Below are 19,129 nucleotides of genomic sequence, written 5' to 3' on the forward strand. Positions count from 1 at the left end.
CGTTAAAAAATTCTTAAATTAAGAATAAACAGGACTTGCGTAAAGAATTAAACTTCATACACGTAAGTCCTTTGTACCTTTCAAATATCCCTGTCCTCTGCTTATTTTTGGACATAAAAAAACCTCCTAACTAATAAAAGTTAGAAGGTAATAAAATTGCGAACTTTAATAGGTGTTCTATTTCCTATCCTATTCCCCAAATACTTACTTCGCCTTCTCAGCCACACCCAACACATCATTTTCTTCCAAGAACTTCGTATTGAATTTCGCTGATTTGAAAACATCGTTGTTCATCAAAGCTTGGTGGAATGGGATTGTTGTATGAACACCTTCTACCATGAACTCGCTTAATGCGCGATTCATTTTAGCGATTGCTTCCTCACGAGTATCCGCGTGAACGATTAGTTTTGCTACCATTGAATCGTAGTATGGTGGAATTGTGTAGCCTGGGTAAACAGCTGAGTCTACGCGTACACCGTAGCCGCCTGGTGCTAAATAGTCTGTTACTTTACCGGCAGATGGCATAAAGTTTTTGTATGCGTTTTCAGCATTGATACGGCATTCAATTGACCAACCATTAATTTTGATATCCTCTTGTTTGAACGGCAATTTCTCACCAGCGGCAATTTTTAGTTGTTGTTGAACAAGGTCAACACCTGTAATCATTTCTGTTACTGGGTGCTCTACTTGAATACGCGTGTTCATTTCCATGAAATAGAATTTATCTGCTTGGTAATCGTAAATAAATTCGATTGTGCCTGCGCCCTCATAGTTACATGCTTTTGCTGCTTTGACCGCTGCTTCACCCATTTCTGCGCGGCGTTCCTCAGATAATGCTGGTGATGGCGCTTCTTCTACTAGTTTTTGCATGCGACGTTGCACAGTGCAATCACGCTCGCCTAAGTGCACCACGTTGCCATGTCCGTCCGCTAACACTTGAATTTCACAGTGGCGGAAATATTCAATAAATTTCTCTAAATAAACACCTGGGTTGCCGAATGCTGCAGCAGCCTCTTTTTGTGTAATATCAATTCCTTTTACAAGCTCTTCCTCTGTGCGAGCGACGCGAATACCTTTACCGCCACCACCTGCTGTTGCTTTAATAATAACAGGATAGCCGATTTTAGCAGCCCATTCCTTACCTGTTTCGATATCTGGTACGATACCTGTTCCCGGTACAAGTGGTACATCAGCCTTCTCCATCGTTGCACGTGCCACATCTTTAATACCCATAATTTTAATTGAATCAGAAGATGGACCAATAAATTTAATGCCTGCATTTTCACATGCTTCTGCGAAATCGGCATTTTCCGCTACGAAGCCGTAGCCTGGATGGATGCCATCTGCACCTGTTTTTTGCGCTACGCCAAGTATTGCCGGGAAGCTCAAATAAGAATCTTTAGATAAACGTGGACCAATGCAATATGCTTCGTCCGCTAGCTTCACATGTAACGCCTCTGCGTCAGCCTCAGAATAAACCGCAACTGTTTCAATACCTAACTCTTTACATGCACGAATAATACGCACTGCAATTTCGCCACGATTGGCAATTAATACTTTTTTCATGAAAAGCACCCCTCTTATTCAGCTTTTACTAAGAACAATGGTTGACCATATTCAACTAACTGGCCATCTTTTACAAGAATTTCAACAATTTCGCCCTTCACTTCAGCTTCGATTTCGTTGAATAATTTCATCGCTTCAACGATACATACGATTGACTCTTCGCCTACTTTATCCCCTACTTTTACATATGGCGCTGCTTCTGGATTTGGCGCTTGATAGAACGTACCAACCATCGGTGAAGTAATTTTGTGTAGCTCAGTATCTTCCTTTACAGGTGCTTTTTCAACAGGCGCTGATGCTGCTGGAGTTGCTACAGGTGCTGGTGCCGCCTCTACAACTGGTGCTGCTGGTGCTACAGCTGCAACTACTTCTTTCGGTGCGATAACTTCTGTTACATTGCCTTTTTTCTTTAGTTTTACTTTTGCTCCGTTTTCTTCATATACGAACTCGTCAATTGATGAAGCATCTACTAGTTTAATAATTTCGCGAATCTCTTGAATTTTGAACATTATAAACTCTCCCTTATTGCTTAATATTATAACTACGATAACTATTTTATAATTTATTAGGACATTTTGAAATAGTTATTTGTAAATTTCCAAGAAACTAGCGTAACACAGCACATCTAAGACAAAATTACTGTTTTTTCTGACAATTATTTTTCTACTATAGTAGTTGTAAGACATCAAATGACTAATGACTAAATAATGCAAACTAAAAAATAAAAGTGAAGCTTTTATTAAGCCGCTTCTATGAAAAGCGCCTAAAAAAAACCTCACATAAACATTATTATTTCAATAATAATTTGATTGCACGTTTACTGTTACTTGTACGCCTTCACCTTGCTCAGACATGACGATATAAATAATCTCATTCGCTTCCTCTTTGGAAATTTCATCTGACATGACGGTTACTGCTACTTTCTCATCCTCTACACGAACGAAAGCATCAGAGTAGCCTAATGATTTTATTAGCATTTCAAGCATTGCCTCAGCCGATTCCTGCTTGATTAATGCATTCATTTCATTATATGCTTCATTTTTTTCCTCTGCCGTATATTGATCTGAGGCAATTTTCTGCGTGTATTGCTCTCGTAATTGACTGCGCTCATGGTCTACTTCCATCCGCATTTGCTCAAATAAATAGCTTTCAGATTGTACCGCTCTCGTTTCTTCTTGTAAACCAGTTAATGTCGTTTCCTGCATTGTGCTATCTGAGAAAATCGCCATCAAATTTAGATTTCTATCATTTTCAAATACATAATAAACAGCAATAACTGCCGCTAAACTAAAAAGTGTTAAAAACCAAACTGTTCTACGCTTTACCTTCATTGTCCATCTCCTTTGTTTCGCATCGGTACAATCATTATGCGGTGCACAGGTATTTCCATTACTCTACTTACAACTTGCAATAGCTCGCGCTGTACTGCTGGCTTTACCGCACCCTCACTTACAATTAATACGCCTGTCACTCGACCTTCCTTTGCACGAAAATAATCGCTTAGTATGGCATCGCTTTGTCCTTCATAATGCACATACACCTTTACTTGTCCTACTCCAGCCATTTCTTGTAACGTCTGCTCTAGTGAACTTTCATTTTGCCCATTTGTTGCAGGTGTCTTTTGATTCGTAAAGAGAAAAATTGCTACTAAAAGTATCGGTATAATAATCAATGGTAGATTTAATCGCTTCTCCACATACTTGAACTTACCCCCTTTTTTATCAACCATTTCACAGCTCCCTAGGGGAAAATTACCACATTATATGAGATGCCTTTCCTTTATATGCGCAAGAAATCTGCGATATAAGCATAAAAACAAAGGAAGAGAGCCAAGCGAACATAAACAATAAATCTTTGCTCATCTGCAATCAATAATAAGCATTGTCCAACTACAACGAGTGCTAATATCGTCATCACAAATTTTTGCCCACCCCTAACTGCATAATGACAAATAATAATAACCAAATGAAAATAAAAGTAATAGCTAGCAATATCGCAATAGCGCATAAAACAAATAGTGTATTTCCTATATCATCAATGAGACCGCTGACATTGGAACTCGTAAATGGCTCTGTAATTGCGGCAAGCAATTTACAGCTAAATGCATATAACAAAAGTGTGCCTGCTGGATAAAAGGAGGCAACTGAAAAAGCGCTAATCATTGTAAAGCCAGTAATTGTTGTCGCTGTTCCTTGAAATTTTTGAAACATTGAAAAGCCTTGCACAACGATTGACCCTACTAAGGGAATCGCTTGCTCTACCACCTTTTTTAACGGGGTTGTGACAGAAGAATCGACCGCAAAGAAAGCGACTCCAGAAATCGTTAGGATGAGTGAAAGTGCTAATGATGATGCTGCAATTAAGCTCATCGACGTCATACGTAACAAATCAGCTAGCTTTTTAAAAGAAATACCTTGTACAAAACGACTGCAAAAGTCAAATAACAGTGCAGCGAGTAGCGCAGGGATCATCACTTTATTCGTAATATGCATAAGCATTTGCAATAAAAATAGGACGAGCGGGCTCCAAGCAACAAATGCTAAAATGGATTGAAGAACAATCATTGCGGATGTCAGTACGGGAATAAGTGCTAAAAAAAAGGCAGATAAAATTTCAGCAAACTCTCGCATGATTCGAAAAGCTTCTATGACAAGCTCCCCTATTGTCAAAACAAGCAAAATAATAAATAAAGATTCTAGCCATGATTTTGCACTAGGTACAAATGCTTCGATAATTAAAAAAACTAATGTGTATAATGAGACAACTGCAATGAGGAATATAATATTTGAAATTGGTTCACGAAAGACGTTGATAAGCGTGTCCATTTACTACACCCTTTTGAGTAAATTTGACAATGCTTGTATCGCTGGTTCTAGCTCGGTCATCCAATATGTGACGAGTGCGATACGAACAGCGATACGCATCACCTCCCCTAACGCTTCATATTCATGGTCCACGAGTAACGTAAACATAAACTCACTCAATAAAAACACGATAGCTGTATAAAGTAAGGATAGTGCATAGGGAACATGCTGGATAATGGTTACAAAATGACGAGCCCACGGTATGATAGATTGTACAAAAACGAATTGCAGAAAAATGAATGTAAAAATAATGGTGAATAAAGAATGTAGTGAAGGGATTGCTTGTTTAATTAATTGCAGGAGCAAAAGTAAAATTACAACAGCAAATATCGTTGTCATCGTCACCCCGAAGAAGTAAGCCATTGAAAGAAAATAAGTATTTCATTGAAAAACAAACGTAAAAAACGAATGAGCTCTGCTGTCATATACAAATAAGCAATAAAAAATAGAAAAAATGAAAACTCCTTTTTTCCTGTCTGCTCAAAAAATACATGCAGCAAGGCAATCACAAGCCCTACCCCTGCAACACGAAGTACATCTTGAAGCTCCAAAGCCTAGCCTCCTTACGTACCGCATTATATGTGGATGAAAAGTGTGATAGAACTACAAGTCAGTGAAATTGAGTGATACTACTTCCATCTACATGATGTATACCGATATAGTCAATTGCGTGTTAGGATTAAGTTACCTCGAGGGAACAATAAAATATTTTAAGGAATATACATGATGCAAAAGAGGAATATATTATAAGCTTTTCCTATGTAATTTATTGTAAGATTGATAAAATAGGAATTTTAATTCACTATATCCTCTAGTGCTTCAAAACATATCAGGAAGTTTTTCATTTTGAAAAAACTAAATTTTATCTTAATTGCTTTCTAATTTTATTCTTTACTCTAGTATTCAGTAATAATACTGAAGCATCGATTCTCTCAGATTCGAATAACTTAAGTAAAGAGGAAATACAAAATCATTTAATTGATATTGCTAATCGGTATGAGGTCGGTGAAACACTTAATATAGAAGATTCTGAATTTATTAAAACATATGGCGATAAAACTCAGAATACAAATGTTATACAACCTTTTGGGCTAGTTAGTGGAACTAAATCATTTAATTACGAAAATTCAGGATTAAAAGTAACTGGCTCATGCACATATAATTTTTGGGGTTCTCCTATAAGTAATAAATATGATTGTACAGTTTATGCTGTAAGTAAATATAGCGGGGATACAACGGCTGAACTTCAACATATCGGTTACGGATTAGGTACTGGTGGGTTTTTGATTAAATCTTATGATAAAACATTTACTAAAACAAAGTCTGGAAAAAGCTCTAGCGTCCAACATAAAGACGATTACTTTGGTGTAACAGCTTATGGTATATTTATTGGGACTGCAAAATCAGAAGCTCAAGGAATTTCTGTATCACAGACCCTTCAATAACATAATAAATAGAGGCCACTCATAATGAGCAGCCTCTAGCTTACCTTTATTATTCATTTGTTATAATAGCTTAAACTTACGTTAATATATTAGTTCTCTTCATGAAAGGAGTCTTTATATGCGCATATTACTAGAATTAGTTAGAATCATCGCTATTTTTATCGTGTTTGGTGTAGTCTCCAGCTATTTATTAAATAAAATTTATTCATCATTGAGCCTATCTTTAAGCAATATAGGAAATGTATGCGTTAGCGTTAGCCTACTCCTGTTATTATTTGTTCTTTACAGAAACAAATGGCAATTTTCGGGCTTTTATCATGGGGCACAGCGAAAAGAACTACCTAAGCTTGTCAGCACGTCATTGATTTGTAGTATTATTGTACTCTTAATCATTGCTCCCTTTATTTAATTGACTTCCCGCAACAACTCCTCCACAATATCCGCAACCGTTGCTTCTTTCGCTAGATGGCCGTTTGCGCCCATCCATAACGATAAAAATTCGGGGCGACCTTGTGCTGTACTTTCTTTGCGAATAGCCGTCGTTAAATGATGCTGTATAGGATATGGTGCAACAATCGCATCCTTTAAACGCTCTGTGAAGTCGTTTTTTAAGCCGCGCGCATATTTGCCTGTAAATGCTTTCGTCAATGTCGTCGCGCCACCTTCTGACTGTAAAATGGCTTGCTTATACAATGAAGATACTTCACTTTCAACAGCGACTAAAAATGCTGTCCCCACTTGCACCGCTGTTGCACCCTGTGCTAAAGCTTCCTTCACCTGTCTTGCCGTGGCGATGCCGCCTGCTAAAATAACAGGAATTGTCACTTGACCGATTACTTGTGCTAATAAATCGTCTATGCTGATTAATTCTAAAGGCTCTGTAAATGTACCACGGTGACCGCCAGCCTCGCTGCCCTGTAGTACGACTGCATCAAATCCAGCCGCTTCCACAGCCTGCGCCTCCTGTAGCGTAGTTGCCGTACCAATTATGTAAATATTCGCTGCCTTTAAACGCTCAATATCCGTAGCGCTCGGGATACCGAATGTAAATGAACAAATCGGCACTTGTTCATCAATGACAACTTGCAATTGCTCTGAGTACACATCCTTCGAAATAACTGTTTGTACAGGGGCAATATTTAGTTCATCATATATTGGCTGCAATGCTACACGTGCCTCCTGTAACACCGCAACATCTATTTTCGGCTCTTCTTGTACAAATAAATTTACAGCGAAAGGCTTATTAGTCCCCTTTTTTACAGCTTGAATAAATTCTCTTGTTGCAGCACCATCTAAATAGCCTGCACCAATCGAGCCTAATATGCCTGCCTCACAGCTAGCGATTACAAGCTGCGGCGTTGTTACACCAGCCATTGGTGCTTGAATAATTGGTTTATTAATTTGAAATTGCTGTAACATTTCTCATCACTCCTTCCATCTTATTGTAATACTTTTGACTTATTGTTACTATAGAAAAAAGCTGGCTCGTAAGCTTAACGCCTACAAACCAGCCTGCTATTTCACTCATTATGCACGTGAAACATACGAGCCATCAGTTGTGTTGATAATTAATTTATCACCAGCATTAACAAAAAATGGTACGTTTACCATTAAACCTGTCTCCATTTTAGCTGGCTTTGAGCCACCTGAAGCTGTATCGCCTTTAATACCAGGCTCTGTTTCAGCAACTTCTAATACAACAGTATTCGGTAATTCAATCCCTAGCATTTCGCCTTGGTATGATTGAATGTGAACTTCCATATTTTCTAATAAATAGAATAACTCATCCTCAATTTGCGTTGCTGCTAATTCAGTTTGCTCATATGATTCCATATCCATAAATACATGAGCATCCCCTTGCGCATATAAATATTGCATTTTGCGATTATCAATCATCGCTTTCTCCACTTTTTCACCCGCGCGGAACGTTTTCTCGTTGACGTTACCGTTACGAAGGTTACGTAGTTTTGAACGCACAAATGCAGCACCTTTACCTGGCTTTACGTGTTGGAAATCCAGAACACGGTATAATTGGCCATCAACGATAATTGTTAGGCCTGTGCGAAAATCGTTTACTGAAATCATCTTCATTTTCCTCCAAATTATAAAATAATTAAATCTTTTGTAGAATGAGTTAATTTTTCATTACCTGTTGCCGTAATTAGTATATCGTCCTCGATACGTACGCCACCAATTCCAGGTAAATAGACACCTGGCTCAATTGTAACAGCCATTCCCGGCTCTAACACTGTTTCTGAACGGAACGATAGCCCCGGCCCCTCATGCACTTCTAAACCGATTCCATGCCCTGTGGAATGACCAAATGCCTCACCGTAGCCCTTTGCTGTTAAATAATCGCGTGCTACTGCATCCGCCTCGATACCTGTCATACCTGGTCCTACTTTTTCTAAAGCAAGTAGCTGTGATTCTAATACGACATTATACATTTCTACAAGCTTTTCGGATGGCTGCCCTACTGCGATTGTACGTGTAATATCAGAAATATAGCCATTGTATAGTGCACCGAAGTCAAGTGTGACAAAATCGCCCTTTTCGATTACTTTGTTTGTCGCAACACCATGTGGCAATGCGGAGCGCACACCACTTGCTACGATAATATCAAATGACGAGCTTGTCGCACCTTGCTTACGCATGAAAAATTCAAGCTCATTCGACACATCAAGCTCTGTTTTCCCCGGCTCAATATAGCCTAAAATATGTGTAAATGCATGATCTGCAATTTCACATGCAGCCTTAATAATATTAATCTCTTGCTCTGTCTTAATCAAGCGAATTTTTTCAATTAAACCCGCAGTTGGTACAAATTCTGCTTTAATTGCATTTTTGTACTGTGCGTATGCGCTATATGTAAGCGCCTCTTTTTCAAATCCAATCGTTTGAACGCCCATTAGTGCAGCCTGATTCGCCACTTCATCAACAATTAAGCCACTATGTTGAACAATGCGGAAATCTTTCACTTGCTCTGCTGCTTGCTCAGTATAACGGAAATCCGTTATAAATACCGCATCGTCTTTTGACACGATTGCTACACCTGCAGTACCCGTAAAGCCTGTCATATAGCGGCGGTTATAGCCATTTGTAATTAATAAGGCATCGATTTTTTCGTCGATTAATGCTTGACGTAATTTTGTTAATTTCATAAAGTTATTCTCCTTTTTTATTGTTGTAAAAATTTGCGTACAGCTAAATCATAGCCGATTGTGCCAAGACCGCAAATTTGGCCGACACATTCAGCTGCTAGCATCGAATGATGGCGGAATGGCTCACGCTTATGAATGTTTGAAATATGTACTTCAATGACAGGGACACTAACAGATGCAATTGCATCGCGTAAAGCAACACTTGTATGTGTATAAGCTCCCGGGTTGAAAACAATGCCCGCCATTTTATAATCTTCAGCCTCATGAATCCAATCAATCAACTGCCCTTCATGATTGGATTGACGAAAATCAATTTCACATTGAAAGCTTGCCGCCAGTGACTGCAATCTTGCCTCAATATCAGCTAAAGTTTCCGTTCCGTAAATCTCAGGCTCGCGCTTGCCTAGACGATTCAAATTTGGTCCATTTAATACGAGCAATTTCACTCTATATCCCCCCTTTAATTGATGACATAATTTTATTTTATCATAGTGTTTTTATACATCAACTTATTTCGATAGGCGAATTTTCTATTATAATAATGAAATTGTGCTGTTTCGATGACAAAGCGACATGTCGCTATCGTTATAACAATAAATGGAATCGATAATTTTTTAAAGGATGCTTTTTCCGCTGGTAAATCATAGATAATCCATTCTGCTAAAAAGGCAAATGCTAGCCCGATAACTAAAGAAGTGAAAAATGCTGGTACACGCCAAGCATATTGAAGTAAAATATAGATAATGAAAAATAAAATAAATAGTGATAGCCCTAGCAAAAACCATGCGGTAAACGGTGCGATTGCTAGCTCCCACTTTTTCACAAAGCCGATTGGATGCCAAGAAATGAAATTAAAATAATGTAAAAACTTTAACATGCACGAAAAACCAATTGCACCGACAATACTTGTAATCATCGCCAATAACATAGAAATGCCTCCCTTTCTTTGTATTTTCACCAAAATTCATAAGCCGTATGCATTTTCGTAGTCGTTTACGAAAAAATTTAGTACAATAATTTAGAATCTATTTAAGAGAGTGGTGTACATAGTGAGCAAGGAAGTACCCGTATATGGTGGACAGGCGCTATTAGAAGGCGTTATGTTCGCTGGAAAAGAGCATATGATTACTGCGATACGCCGCAATGATCAGTCGATTGATTATTTTCATGTAGAAAAAAAGAAAAAACCGTTGTATCAAAAATTAAAGAAGATTCCTTTCGTGCGAGGTGTTGTTGCATTAATTGAATCGGCTGGCTTCGGCTCACGCCATTTACAATTTGCAAGCGAGCGCTACGATGTAACGCCCGGAGAGGAAGAGGAAAATAGCGAGGAGCCATCAAAGCTACAAATGATTTTAGGCGTAGCAGTTGTTGGAGTACTGTCATTCTTATTTGGAAAACTAGTTTTCACATTACTGCCAGCGATTTTAGCTGACTTCTTTACCGTTTGGGTGCCGAATAAAACAGGGCAAATCTTTTTAGAAACAGCAATTAAGCTTATTTTATTACTGAGCTATTTACAGCTTATTGCGATGACACCGATTATTAAACGCGTATTCCAATATCACGGTGCTGAACATAAGGTGATTAATTGTCATGAAGCTGGCTTAGAGCTAACAGTAGAAAATGTACAAAAGCAATCACGTCTGCATTATCGATGCGGCTCTAGCTTTATTTTATTTACGGTCATTGTCGGCATGTTCGTCTACTTTTTCGTACCAACAGACCCACTATGGCTACGCATCGTCAACCGTATTTTATTAATTCCTGTCGTATTAGGTATTTCCTTCGAAGTGCTACAGGCGACAAATGCTTTACGAGGTGTGCCTGTATTACGCTTTTTAGGCTATCCAGGCCTTTGGCTACAGCTTTTAACAACAAAGGAGCCGAAGGACGACCAAGTCGAAGTAGCTATTGCTTCATTTAAAAAATTACATGAAGTAGAGCAGAACCCAGAGATGGCTGCAACTTTGCATCATGATTAAGTGAAAAGGGGGGCTTGTCCAAAAATCGGACAGCCCCCTTCTTCTCATTATTATGTAAAAACGCATCACCGTCGCTGTAGCTTGTCCATCATCCTCTTTTTGAAATAGGCTGGCTTCAGCTCCGCGATTAAAATCGCTACCATAATTAATAATGCACCCATCGTCATTTTAAACGTCAATATTTCATGTAAAAATAAGATGGAAAACAATGTACCAAATAAAGCTTCCGTTGATAAAATAATGGCCGCCTTCGTTGCGGTCGTATATTTATGCGCAACATTTTGAAAGACATAAGCAAGCGTCGTTGAGAAAACGGCTAAATAAATAATAGAATAAATCCCCTCTTTTGCGATTGTCGTTGGGATATCTCCTTGCACAATCACCACAAATGTACCAATAGCTGCCGCTGTCACAAACTGCACAATCGTCAAAAGGAGTGCATCCTCTTTTTGCACAAAATAATTCGTATAAAAAATATCAAACGCAAAGCCTACAGCACAAATTAGTGTTAATATATCCCCTATATTCATCATTAAAGAGCCTTGCAGCGACAATAAGCCAATCCCCACTAAAGCGAAAACTGAACCAAACATCTCATAGCCATCAATTTTTCTTTTATAGAAAACAAATGCAATTAAAGGCACAATAACAACATTTACTGCTGTTAAAAAGGCATTTTTCGATGCGGTTGTATATTCTAATCCTACTGTTTGAAAAGCAAAAGCAACATATAAAATTGTCCCTAATACCGCTCCTTTCCAAACAACTGACCAACGTAGCCCCTTCAATTTATAACCAAATAATAATAACAAAATAAGTGCCGCCAATATAAAACGCCCTGCCATTACTTGGTAGGCAGTTAAATATTTTAATGCAATCGCTGTTACAACGAAGCCACTCCCCCAAACAATTGCTGTTGTGAGCATCATGGCATCTCCAATATACTTTTTCACTTCCGTTCCTCCTCACTGTTCCATAATAGCAGAAAAAGGAGAAATCACTGCGCTTTCCCCACAAATTAAGTAAATTTTTCGATAATTCATCGAAAAAAACCGCCTTTCTCTTGTAGTAATACGTTTGGTAGCTCTGTTAGCAATCCTAGATTACTACTACAAAAGAAAGGGCGTCCCAAAAGCAGTACATCTTCTGCCTTTGGGACGCTTTCGGTGATGTTTCATCAAAGGAATCTCTAGATAAAATAGAGGAACATGTCTTTGCGTATACGATAAACACCTAGTTTAGCAGCTTTCTTTTGAATTTATATTGAGCGTAAAGCTAATTTTTCACTGCGCCGGGAAGAGGTTCGACTTTTATCCTATGCCGAGGTGACCCTGCTTACGATGCAATGAAAACGCCAACTCCACCCATTTATTTATATTCGGACGAAAATCTGCTAAACGCAGTATTTCTCACTTTTTCAAAGAACCCTCTTGTTATTAAGAAATTAGCTTTTTGAAGAATTACCGTTTTTGGGACGCGCCCTTAGCACATACTTTTAGCAAACATTTACTATGGACAGCTCTCACTTCATCAACATGCTATAAATAAAAATGCTTGTAAACGCAATCATAATCGCTAATGCTTGAACAAATGAAATAATATGGTGGCGTAAATCAGCAGCATATTTCTTCTCTAACATGCCGCGCACCACGAAAATCACGACAAAGCCAATTGGCACAAAGACAACAGACCACAGCGCAAGCTTCGGCGTAAATAATAGGATACATAGCACAACAAGTGCAATAATAGCTAATTCAAACGGGAGCTGCCATTTTGTTTTATATTGATAAAACAGTGTGTCTTGGGTGCGAATATAACCTATTTTTCGCTTTAAAATCGGGATGAACAGCCATTGATAAAGGATAACAATTATAAAAATAGCTAAATACTCCATACGCACACTCCATTATTTTCTAAAATTCCACTCATCATTGGCGTATTTCTTTGCTTCTAGCTCCTTCACATAAGCTAACTGCTCCTCTGTTAATGTATGAGGAACGAGTTCAATTTGTAGCGACGTTTCAAAGCCTGCCTTAAATGCTTCAACACATTGCGGAATTGTAAATGGCGTGTCTACAAATCGATTCATCGCTACAGCTTTTTCAGGCAGTTTTTCACGCATTTTTTGCCTCACTTTGTCAGAAGAAAACTTAAAAACAGATAATAGCTTTTCCTCATCTAGCTCTAGTAAAATGGCTCCATGCTGTAAAATAACACCCTTTTGACGTGTTTGCGCACTACCTGCTACTTTTTTGCCCTCTACTACGAGCTCATACCAACTAGGTGCATCAAAGCATACGGCACTTCTAGGCTTCTTTAAATCCTCTTGCTTTTCCTCTGTATCTGGTACGCTAAAATAGGCATTCAACCCTAAATTTTTAAAGCCTAATAAAATACCCTCACTTAATACACGATAAGCCTCTGTTACCGTTTTCGGCATATTTGGGTATTCCTCTGTCACAATAATTGAATACGTAAGCTCTTGGTCATGAAGCACTGCTCGTCCGCCAGTAGGCCGACGTACAAATCCTAAATTTTGGCGCCTTACAGCTTCCAAATCAATATCGCGCTCTGCCTGCTGGAAATAGCCAATCGACAATGTCGCTGGGTTCCATTCGTAAAAGCGAATTACCGGCGGGATGCTTCCCTCGCTATGCCAATCAAGTAATGCCTCATCCAAAGCCATATTAAAGGATGGCGAACAAGGTCCTGAATTAATAAAATACCACTTTTCCACTGCTGTCATCTCCTTGACGAAACTTTCCTCTTCTAAATTACCATAGATAATAGACTATGAGTAAACAATTTGTTTAAAAATATAAAAAAGCGCTGCCTGAAAAGTGGCTAACGCACCACTTTCTAGACAGCGATTGCTTTTTTGAAGCATTATAATACTAGCATCAAAAGCAGCCTCCGATTTCTAAAAAGACCTTTTATTTGCAACTGCTTTTTTATTTAAGCGCTGCTGACATTTATCCACTATAAATATCACAATAAAAAATATTCCGACAACGCTAGCCATCATCCCTGCGATGGATGTATCGAGCCATTTTGCTGCATAGTAGCCAACAAGGGCTGAAACAACACCAAAGCTCACACTCCAGACAAACATTTCCTTAATCGATTTACTAATTAAATACGCAGTTGCAGCAGGGCCAATTAACATTGCTACAACTAAAATCGCTCCAACGCTATCAAATGCAGCAACTGTTGTTAAGGAAATTGTTGTCATAAAAGCATAATGCAATAAAATTACCGGCAAGCCGATTGTCGCCGCATAAACATAATCAAATGTTGAAAGCTTCATTTCTTTATAAAATAACATAAGAAATGCCACATTAATTACTAGGACAAGCAGCAGCATCCAAACAGCTTTTGGCATTGTGATGGATAAAATTGTCCATTTATCCCATGGAACAAAGGAAATTTCGCCCATTAATACATGCTCTACATCTAAATGAACATTACCTGCAAATAATGTAATAAGTAAAACGCCTAGGGCAAATAAAGTCGTAAACGTCACACCAATTGCCGCATCCTCTTGAATGCCAGAGGATTGCAGTAACTGCACTAAATAAGCAGTCAAAATCCCTGCGATTGCTGCACCAATTAACATCCACAAGCCGTTTAATGATTGTGTAATGATAAAGGCCATTACTATTCCGAATAATACTGTATGACTAATTGCATCTGCAATCATCGACATTTTACGAAGAATTAAAAAGACACCTGCAATGCCACACGTAGCTCCAACTAAAACACCTGTTAAAATAACCCAAAATTCAATCATCATACTTCACCTTGCTGAAATTTGTTTTTTCTTCTATATTTACTTAGCTGTCCAGACTTTGGGCTAAATAAATAGGAAATGAAAAAGATGCTCGCAGCACATAAAACGATAATTGGCCCTGTCGATAACCCCACACGTAGTGAGCTAATAAATGTACCTACAATACCTGCCAAGCCTCCAGCAATACCACTAAACAATAGCATTGTATGAAGCCTTTTCATCCACAACTTAGCACTTGCTGCTGGAATTATAAGCAATGCTGACATTAAAATTACACCGACCGCCTGAATCCCTGTGACAATCGTCATCACAATAAGTGCTGTTAAACAAGCTTTCAATGCTTCTACTGGTAAACCAATTCCCTTTGCATAGACTGGGTCAAAAATAATAAGCTTCCACTCCTTATACATGAAAAGGCTCACTGCTATAATAATTATCGCACTCATAAATAACCAAGTTAAATCCGATTTTGTCATCGCTGCTGCTTTGCCAAAAATAAAATCATTTAGGCCACTTTGATTACCGAGCGGGCTGCGATTGACAATTGTTAATAGTACAATGCCTACGCCAAAAAACACAGCAAGCACTAGCCCAATTGCCGCATCTGCCTTAAGCTTGGAATATGTGACAATCCATTGGATGCAGTAAATCGAAAGAGCTGAGGTAATGGCTGCACCAAGCATTAAAACAGGTAGCTCCTTTTGTCCTGTCAATAAAAAGGCGATAGCTATTCCCGGTAATGTAGCATGTGCGGCAGCATCACCGACTAGGCTTTGCTTTTGTAGAAAGGAAAACGTTCCTGTAATACCTGCTGCTATACCAAGAAGCGATGTTCCAATTAAAACCCAAAGTAAATTTCCTGCTAGCATTTTACCCCTCCTTACATCGCTTCCATCATTAATAATTTGCCACCATACGTTTGCTGTAGCTTCTCTCTCGTAAATATTTCATCTGTTTTTCCCGCAGCTAAAATTGTTTTATTTAATAAAATAGTGTAATCAAAATACTCTGTTACAGTTTGCAAATCATGATGAACAACAAAAATACTTTTTCCTTGTGCCTTTAAATTTTTTAAAATCTCAATAATTGTTTTTTCCGTTGCGGCATCAACCCCTGCAAACGGCTCATCTAAAAAATAAATCTCTGCATTTTGCGCTAATGCCCTAGCTAAGAACACACGCTGTTGTTGTCCTCCTGATAGCTGACCGATTGAGCGCTCTGCAAAATCCTGCATTCCAACACTCGTTAACGCCTGCATGGCAAGCACTCTATCATGCTTTGTTGGGCGCTTAAATAACCCACGGTGTCCGTAGCGCCCCATTAACACTACATCAATCGCTGTCGTTGGAAAATCCCAATCCACAGCATTGCGTTGGGGTACATAGCCAACAACTAAGCTCTTCGGCGAAAAGGACTTTCCTAAAATCTCCACCTTGCCAATTTTATTTGGCAGCTGGTTCAATATCGCTTTTAAAAAAGTCGATTTGCCAGCGCCATTTGGTCCAATAATCGCAGCTAAATGCCCAGTTGGTACTGACACATTGACATTTTCAAGCACCTTTTTTTTATCATAAGCAACCGATAAATTTTCAACAGTTAAAGCTTCCATCTACTCCACCTACTTCAATGAATCGACAATTGTGTCGACATTATATTTATACATACCTAAATACGTGCCCTCTTCCGTTCCTTCAGCACCCATTGCATCCGAGAATAATTCGCCACCAATAATGACAGCATGCCCTTTCTCCTTTGCACCTTCAATAACTGCCTTCATTGCCTTATCCGATACGCTAGACTCTATGAAAATAGCTTTAATATTATTTTCTACTAAATAATCAACCATATTTTGCACATCCTTTACCCCATATTCCGAATCTGTGCTCAAGCCTTGCAACCCTCTTACATCAAAGCCTAAGCTTTCACCAAAATAATTAAAGGCATCATGAGCAGTAACTAAGATTCTTTGTTGTGCTGGAATTTCCTCCACACGACTAGTCACATATTCCTTTAATTCATCTAATTGCGCCAAGTATGCCGCTTCATTTGCTTCAAAATCATCCTTGTACTCGGGATACTCCCCAACTAATGTAGCTCCAATCGCAGCTACGACCTCTTTCCATAAATCAATATCAAACCAAATATGCGGGTCATGTAATGTAGCATCCTCATCATCAGCTAATAATGCACCTTTATCTAGCTGCTCACCTACTGCCAATACCGTTTTTTCCTCAGCCATTTGATTAAAAATATCCTGCATCTGCCCTTCTAAATATAAGCCGTTATAAAAAATCACTTCTGCTCTATCTAGCTTTGTTAAATCACTTTGCGTTGCTTTGTATAAATGGGGGTCTACACCCGGCCCCATTAATGTCGTCACTTGTAAATGCTCCCCACCTATTATTTTAATCGCATCCCCAATTTGTCCTGTAGTCGCCACAACATTTCCTTCTCTTTCCTCTCCTCCATCACTACATGCGGCTAACAATAAAATTAATCCCATAACTGCTAAAAACCGTTTCATTATCAACTAAACTCCCTTTCTATTTATCAATTTTGCCCCAGCGGAAATTAGCCTAAAACTGTCACGCCCTGTGACATCCACCGGAGCTTGGGGCAACACGATGTTGGTCACTCAACCATTGTGCGCGTGTAGTGGCACTCTTAGACTGTGCTCTTCTTTATCAGCGGGTGTTTGGACACCAACTGAAAGAAGTTAAATTTTCCGAAGCATATAGCATTAGCTTATCTATATAACAGCAAGTAATATCGCGATTCTTACTAATTTTGTTATAAATACATAAGCAATCATTAGAATATTTTTCGCAATGACCACTATCTTTCGGCAGAGCTAATATGTTTCCCTAAGGAAAAATATATGCTATAACGAAAGAAATTGCAAGCTAAAATATTAAAAAAATTTTTGTGCCAAGTATTCTACGAAACAATTCATTAAAAAATCCTCTCAATAGCTAGCAAAATAAATACGCTTTTTATTAATTTCATAAAGGAGAAAATTCCGCTAAATAACGATAAAAAGCAACCACATTTCTGCGGTTGCTTGTGTATATATAACGCTATATAAAGGATACTAATTTTGATAATGCTCTGCTAATGCATTTGCAGCAATAATTGCTTGATACACATCATCAGGAGTAACTGGATGTGGCATATTTTTCATGGTATCTCCTTCGGCACAGGCAGTTTCAGCCACTTTTCTCCACTCCTCTTCTCGGAATTCATCCAGACCAAGATCATTTAAAGTTAATGGTAAACCAATCCCTTTAATAAATTGAATTACATCTTCAATTTCCTCTTTTGGTGCACTTTCTAAGACAAGCTGTGTTAAAACACCAAATACTACTTTTTCACCATGTTGTGCACCATGAAGTGATGGAACAGCAGTCATTCCATTATGAATAGCATGGGCAGCAGCTAAGCCACCAGCTTCAGCGCCTACACCACTTAAATAAATGGTCGCTTCAATTATATTTTCAACTGCTAGTGTGGATATACCTTGATCAACTGCGATTTTTGCTTGAAAACCATATTCTATAATGGTGTCATAGCACATTTTAGCAATTCCTAACCCTGATAAAGTTGGTTTTAAATTCACCAAATTATCACCATTTTTATGGTAACATGCACGTGCTTCAAAATAAGTAGCAAGGGCATCTCCAATCCCAGCTACAAAAAAACGTGTCGGTGCCGCAGCTAATATCGTAGTATCCGCCAATACAACATCTGGATTTGATGGTAAAAACAAATAACGGTCGAATGAACCATCAGAATTATAAATAACTGCAAGGGCTGTACATGGTGCATCAGTTGAAGCAATGGTCGGAAAAATTACTACAGGTAAGTGCTCATAATAAGCAGTTGCTTTAGCTGTGTCTAATGTTTTTCCGCCACCGATACCAACAATTACGTTTGCTCCAGATTGTTTGACTAATTCACGGTGTTTATCAATTTCTCCCTGCGTAATTTCATAATTAAATTTTACAAATTCACTTTTATAGCCTTCACTTTCAAAAGACTTACCAGCTTCTTCCTTGGCACGTTCAAGAATAAACTCATCACATATTACATAAGCGTGGTCACCATATACCTTTGTATAATTTGGTAATGTTTTCAATAAATTTTGACCGACTATAAATTTTTTAGGTGATGTAATGGATTTTGGCTTTTTAAACATTATAAGTCCCCTCTGCAATTGAATTTCTTCATAGTTATTTACTTTAAACACGAAAATATTTACTGAAAAGTTAGACAACTTATGCATAATGAAGGTCTATTAGGAAAATATGGAATATCTTCT

The 19,129-nt window shown here is 38.3% G+C and carries 23 protein-coding genes; 2 read left to right on the top strand and 21 right to left on the bottom strand.

Annotated elements, in window-relative coordinates; translation table 11 throughout:
* Window positions 1–204: 204 nt before the first annotated feature.
* The 8 genes from accC to MHB51_RS04030 form a co-directional block, all read right to left on the bottom strand.
* The gene (gene accC, locus MHB51_RS03995; RefSeq protein WP_066163656.1) at window positions 205–1,566 is read right to left on the bottom strand and encodes an acetyl-CoA carboxylase biotin carboxylase subunit; all 1,362 of its coding nucleotides are present in this window, start codon (window positions 1,564–1,566) and stop codon (window positions 205–207) included.
* Between the two features lie 14 nt (window positions 1,567–1,580).
* Entirely contained in the window at window positions 1,581–2,075 is a 495-nt protein-coding gene (gene accB, locus MHB51_RS04000) for an acetyl-CoA carboxylase biotin carboxyl carrier protein (protein ID WP_066163658.1), read from the bottom strand.
* Window positions 2,076–2,360: 285 nt separating this feature from the next.
* On the bottom strand, window positions 2,361–2,897 hold the full coding sequence (locus MHB51_RS04005) for a SpoIIIAH-like family protein (RefSeq protein WP_066163660.1): 537 nt from the start codon (window positions 2,895–2,897) through the stop codon (window positions 2,361–2,363).
* The gene (locus tag MHB51_RS04010) at window positions 2,894–3,295 is read right to left on the bottom strand and encodes a hypothetical protein (protein WP_066163661.1); all 402 of its coding nucleotides are present in this window, start codon (window positions 3,293–3,295) and stop codon (window positions 2,894–2,896) included. The genes MHB51_RS04005 and MHB51_RS04010 overlap by 4 nt, the downstream gene beginning before the upstream one ends.
* 50 nt (window positions 3,296–3,345) lie before the next feature.
* Entirely contained in the window at window positions 3,346–3,483 is a 138-nt protein-coding gene (locus MHB51_RS04015) for a hypothetical protein (protein ID WP_161485061.1), read from the bottom strand.
* Window positions 3,480–4,391: a stage III sporulation protein AE gene (locus MHB51_RS04020; protein WP_342472583.1), complete on the bottom strand. Its 912-nt coding sequence runs from the start codon at window positions 4,389–4,391 to the stop codon at window positions 3,480–3,482. The genes MHB51_RS04015 and MHB51_RS04020 overlap by 4 nt, the downstream gene beginning before the upstream one ends.
* Window positions 4,392–4,394: 3 nt before the next feature.
* Window positions 4,395–4,769 (bottom strand): hypothetical protein, encoded by a 375-nt coding sequence (locus MHB51_RS04025; RefSeq protein ID WP_066163665.1) that lies wholly within the window; start codon window positions 4,767–4,769, stop codon window positions 4,395–4,397.
* Window positions 4,770–4,771: 2 nt separating this feature from the next.
* Window positions 4,772–4,981 (bottom strand): stage III sporulation protein AC, encoded by a 210-nt coding sequence (locus tag MHB51_RS04030; RefSeq protein ID WP_066163666.1) that lies wholly within the window; start codon window positions 4,979–4,981, stop codon window positions 4,772–4,774.
* Between the two features lie 732 nt (window positions 4,982–5,713).
* Here MHB51_RS04030 and MHB51_RS04035 point away from each other — a divergent pair.
* Window positions 5,714–5,875 carry a hypothetical protein gene (locus MHB51_RS04035; RefSeq protein WP_342559036.1) on the top strand — a complete coding sequence of 54 codons (162 nt, stop codon included), beginning with the start codon at window positions 5,714–5,716 and terminating at the stop codon, window positions 5,873–5,875.
* Window positions 5,876–6,280: 405 nt separating this feature from the next.
* On the opposite strand, the gene MHB51_RS04040 is transcribed toward MHB51_RS04035, so the two are convergent.
* The 5 genes from MHB51_RS04040 to MHB51_RS04060 form a co-directional block, all read right to left on the bottom strand.
* Window positions 6,281–7,294 (bottom strand): nitronate monooxygenase, encoded by a 1,014-nt coding sequence (locus MHB51_RS04040; RefSeq protein WP_342559037.1) that lies wholly within the window; start codon window positions 7,292–7,294, stop codon window positions 6,281–6,283.
* Window positions 7,295–7,402: 108 nt separating this feature from the next.
* Window positions 7,403–7,960: an elongation factor P gene (gene efp / locus MHB51_RS04045; protein WP_066163668.1), complete on the bottom strand. Its 558-nt coding sequence runs from the start codon at window positions 7,958–7,960 to the stop codon at window positions 7,403–7,405.
* A gap of 17 nt (window positions 7,961–7,977) precedes the next feature.
* A complete protein-coding gene (locus tag MHB51_RS04050) occupies window positions 7,978–9,036 on the bottom strand; it encodes a Xaa-Pro peptidase family protein (RefSeq protein WP_066163670.1) in 1,059 nt (352 codons plus the stop codon).
* A 17-nt stretch (window positions 9,037–9,053) separates the two neighbouring features.
* On the bottom strand, window positions 9,054–9,482 hold the full coding sequence (aroQ, locus tag MHB51_RS04055) for a type II 3-dehydroquinate dehydratase (RefSeq protein ID WP_066163672.1): 429 nt from the start codon (window positions 9,480–9,482) through the stop codon (window positions 9,054–9,056).
* Between the two features lie 32 nt (window positions 9,483–9,514).
* On the bottom strand, window positions 9,515–9,964 hold the full coding sequence (locus tag MHB51_RS04060) for a hypothetical protein (RefSeq protein WP_107942564.1): 450 nt from the start codon (window positions 9,962–9,964) through the stop codon (window positions 9,515–9,517).
* Between the two features lie 172 nt (window positions 9,965–10,136).
* Here MHB51_RS04060 and MHB51_RS04065 point away from each other — a divergent pair, with 172 nt between their 5' ends.
* A complete protein-coding gene (locus MHB51_RS04065) occupies window positions 10,137–11,021 on the top strand; it encodes a DUF1385 domain-containing protein (RefSeq protein WP_201261926.1) in 885 nt (294 codons plus the stop codon).
* A gap of 65 nt (window positions 11,022–11,086) precedes the next feature.
* Here the strand turns inward: MHB51_RS04065 and MHB51_RS04070 are convergent, their stop codons facing one another.
* The 8 genes from MHB51_RS04070 to MHB51_RS04105 all read right to left on the bottom strand — a co-directional run bounded on the left by MHB51_RS04070 (window position 11,087) and on the right by MHB51_RS04105 (window position 19,006).
* Window positions 11,087–11,974 (bottom strand): DMT family transporter, encoded by an 888-nt coding sequence (locus MHB51_RS04070; RefSeq protein ID WP_066163678.1) that lies wholly within the window; start codon window positions 11,972–11,974, stop codon window positions 11,087–11,089.
* 569 nt (window positions 11,975–12,543) lie between these two features.
* On the bottom strand, window positions 12,544–12,915 hold the full coding sequence (locus MHB51_RS04075; RefSeq protein WP_342559038.1) for a DUF4181 domain-containing protein: 372 nt from the start codon (window positions 12,913–12,915) through the stop codon (window positions 12,544–12,546).
* A gap of 12 nt (window positions 12,916–12,927) precedes the next feature.
* The gene (locus MHB51_RS04080; protein WP_082798973.1) at window positions 12,928–13,707 is read right to left on the bottom strand and encodes a biotin/lipoate A/B protein ligase family protein; all 780 of its coding nucleotides are present in this window, start codon (window positions 13,705–13,707) and stop codon (window positions 12,928–12,930) included.
* 234 nt (window positions 13,708–13,941) lie between these two features.
* Window positions 13,942–14,811, bottom strand: coding sequence for a metal ABC transporter permease (locus tag MHB51_RS04085; RefSeq protein ID WP_342559463.1), 870 nt, complete (start codon window positions 14,809–14,811; stop codon window positions 13,942–13,944).
* Window positions 14,811–15,680, bottom strand: coding sequence for a metal ABC transporter permease (locus MHB51_RS04090; protein WP_107942561.1), 870 nt, complete (start codon window positions 15,678–15,680; stop codon window positions 14,811–14,813). The genes MHB51_RS04085 and MHB51_RS04090 overlap by 1 nt, the downstream gene beginning before the upstream one ends.
* 11 nt (window positions 15,681–15,691) lie before the next feature.
* On the bottom strand, window positions 15,692–16,420 hold the full coding sequence (locus tag MHB51_RS04095; RefSeq protein ID WP_107942560.1) for a metal ABC transporter ATP-binding protein: 729 nt from the start codon (window positions 16,418–16,420) through the stop codon (window positions 15,692–15,694).
* 9 nt (window positions 16,421–16,429) lie between these two features.
* Window positions 16,430–17,335, bottom strand: coding sequence for a zinc ABC transporter substrate-binding protein (locus MHB51_RS04100; RefSeq protein ID WP_342559039.1), 906 nt, complete (start codon window positions 17,333–17,335; stop codon window positions 16,430–16,432).
* A gap of 567 nt (window positions 17,336–17,902) precedes the next feature.
* Complete coding sequence (locus MHB51_RS04105; protein WP_342559464.1) at window positions 17,903–19,006, bottom strand: glycerol dehydrogenase; 1,104 nt, start codon at window positions 19,004–19,006, stop codon at window positions 17,903–17,905.
* Window positions 19,007–19,129: the final 123 nt, after the last annotated feature.

The sequence above is a fragment of the Metasolibacillus sp. FSL K6-0083 genome (assembly GCF_038630865.1).
GTDB lineage: Bacteria > Bacillota > Bacilli > Bacillales_A > Planococcaceae > Metasolibacillus > Metasolibacillus fluoroglycofenilyticus.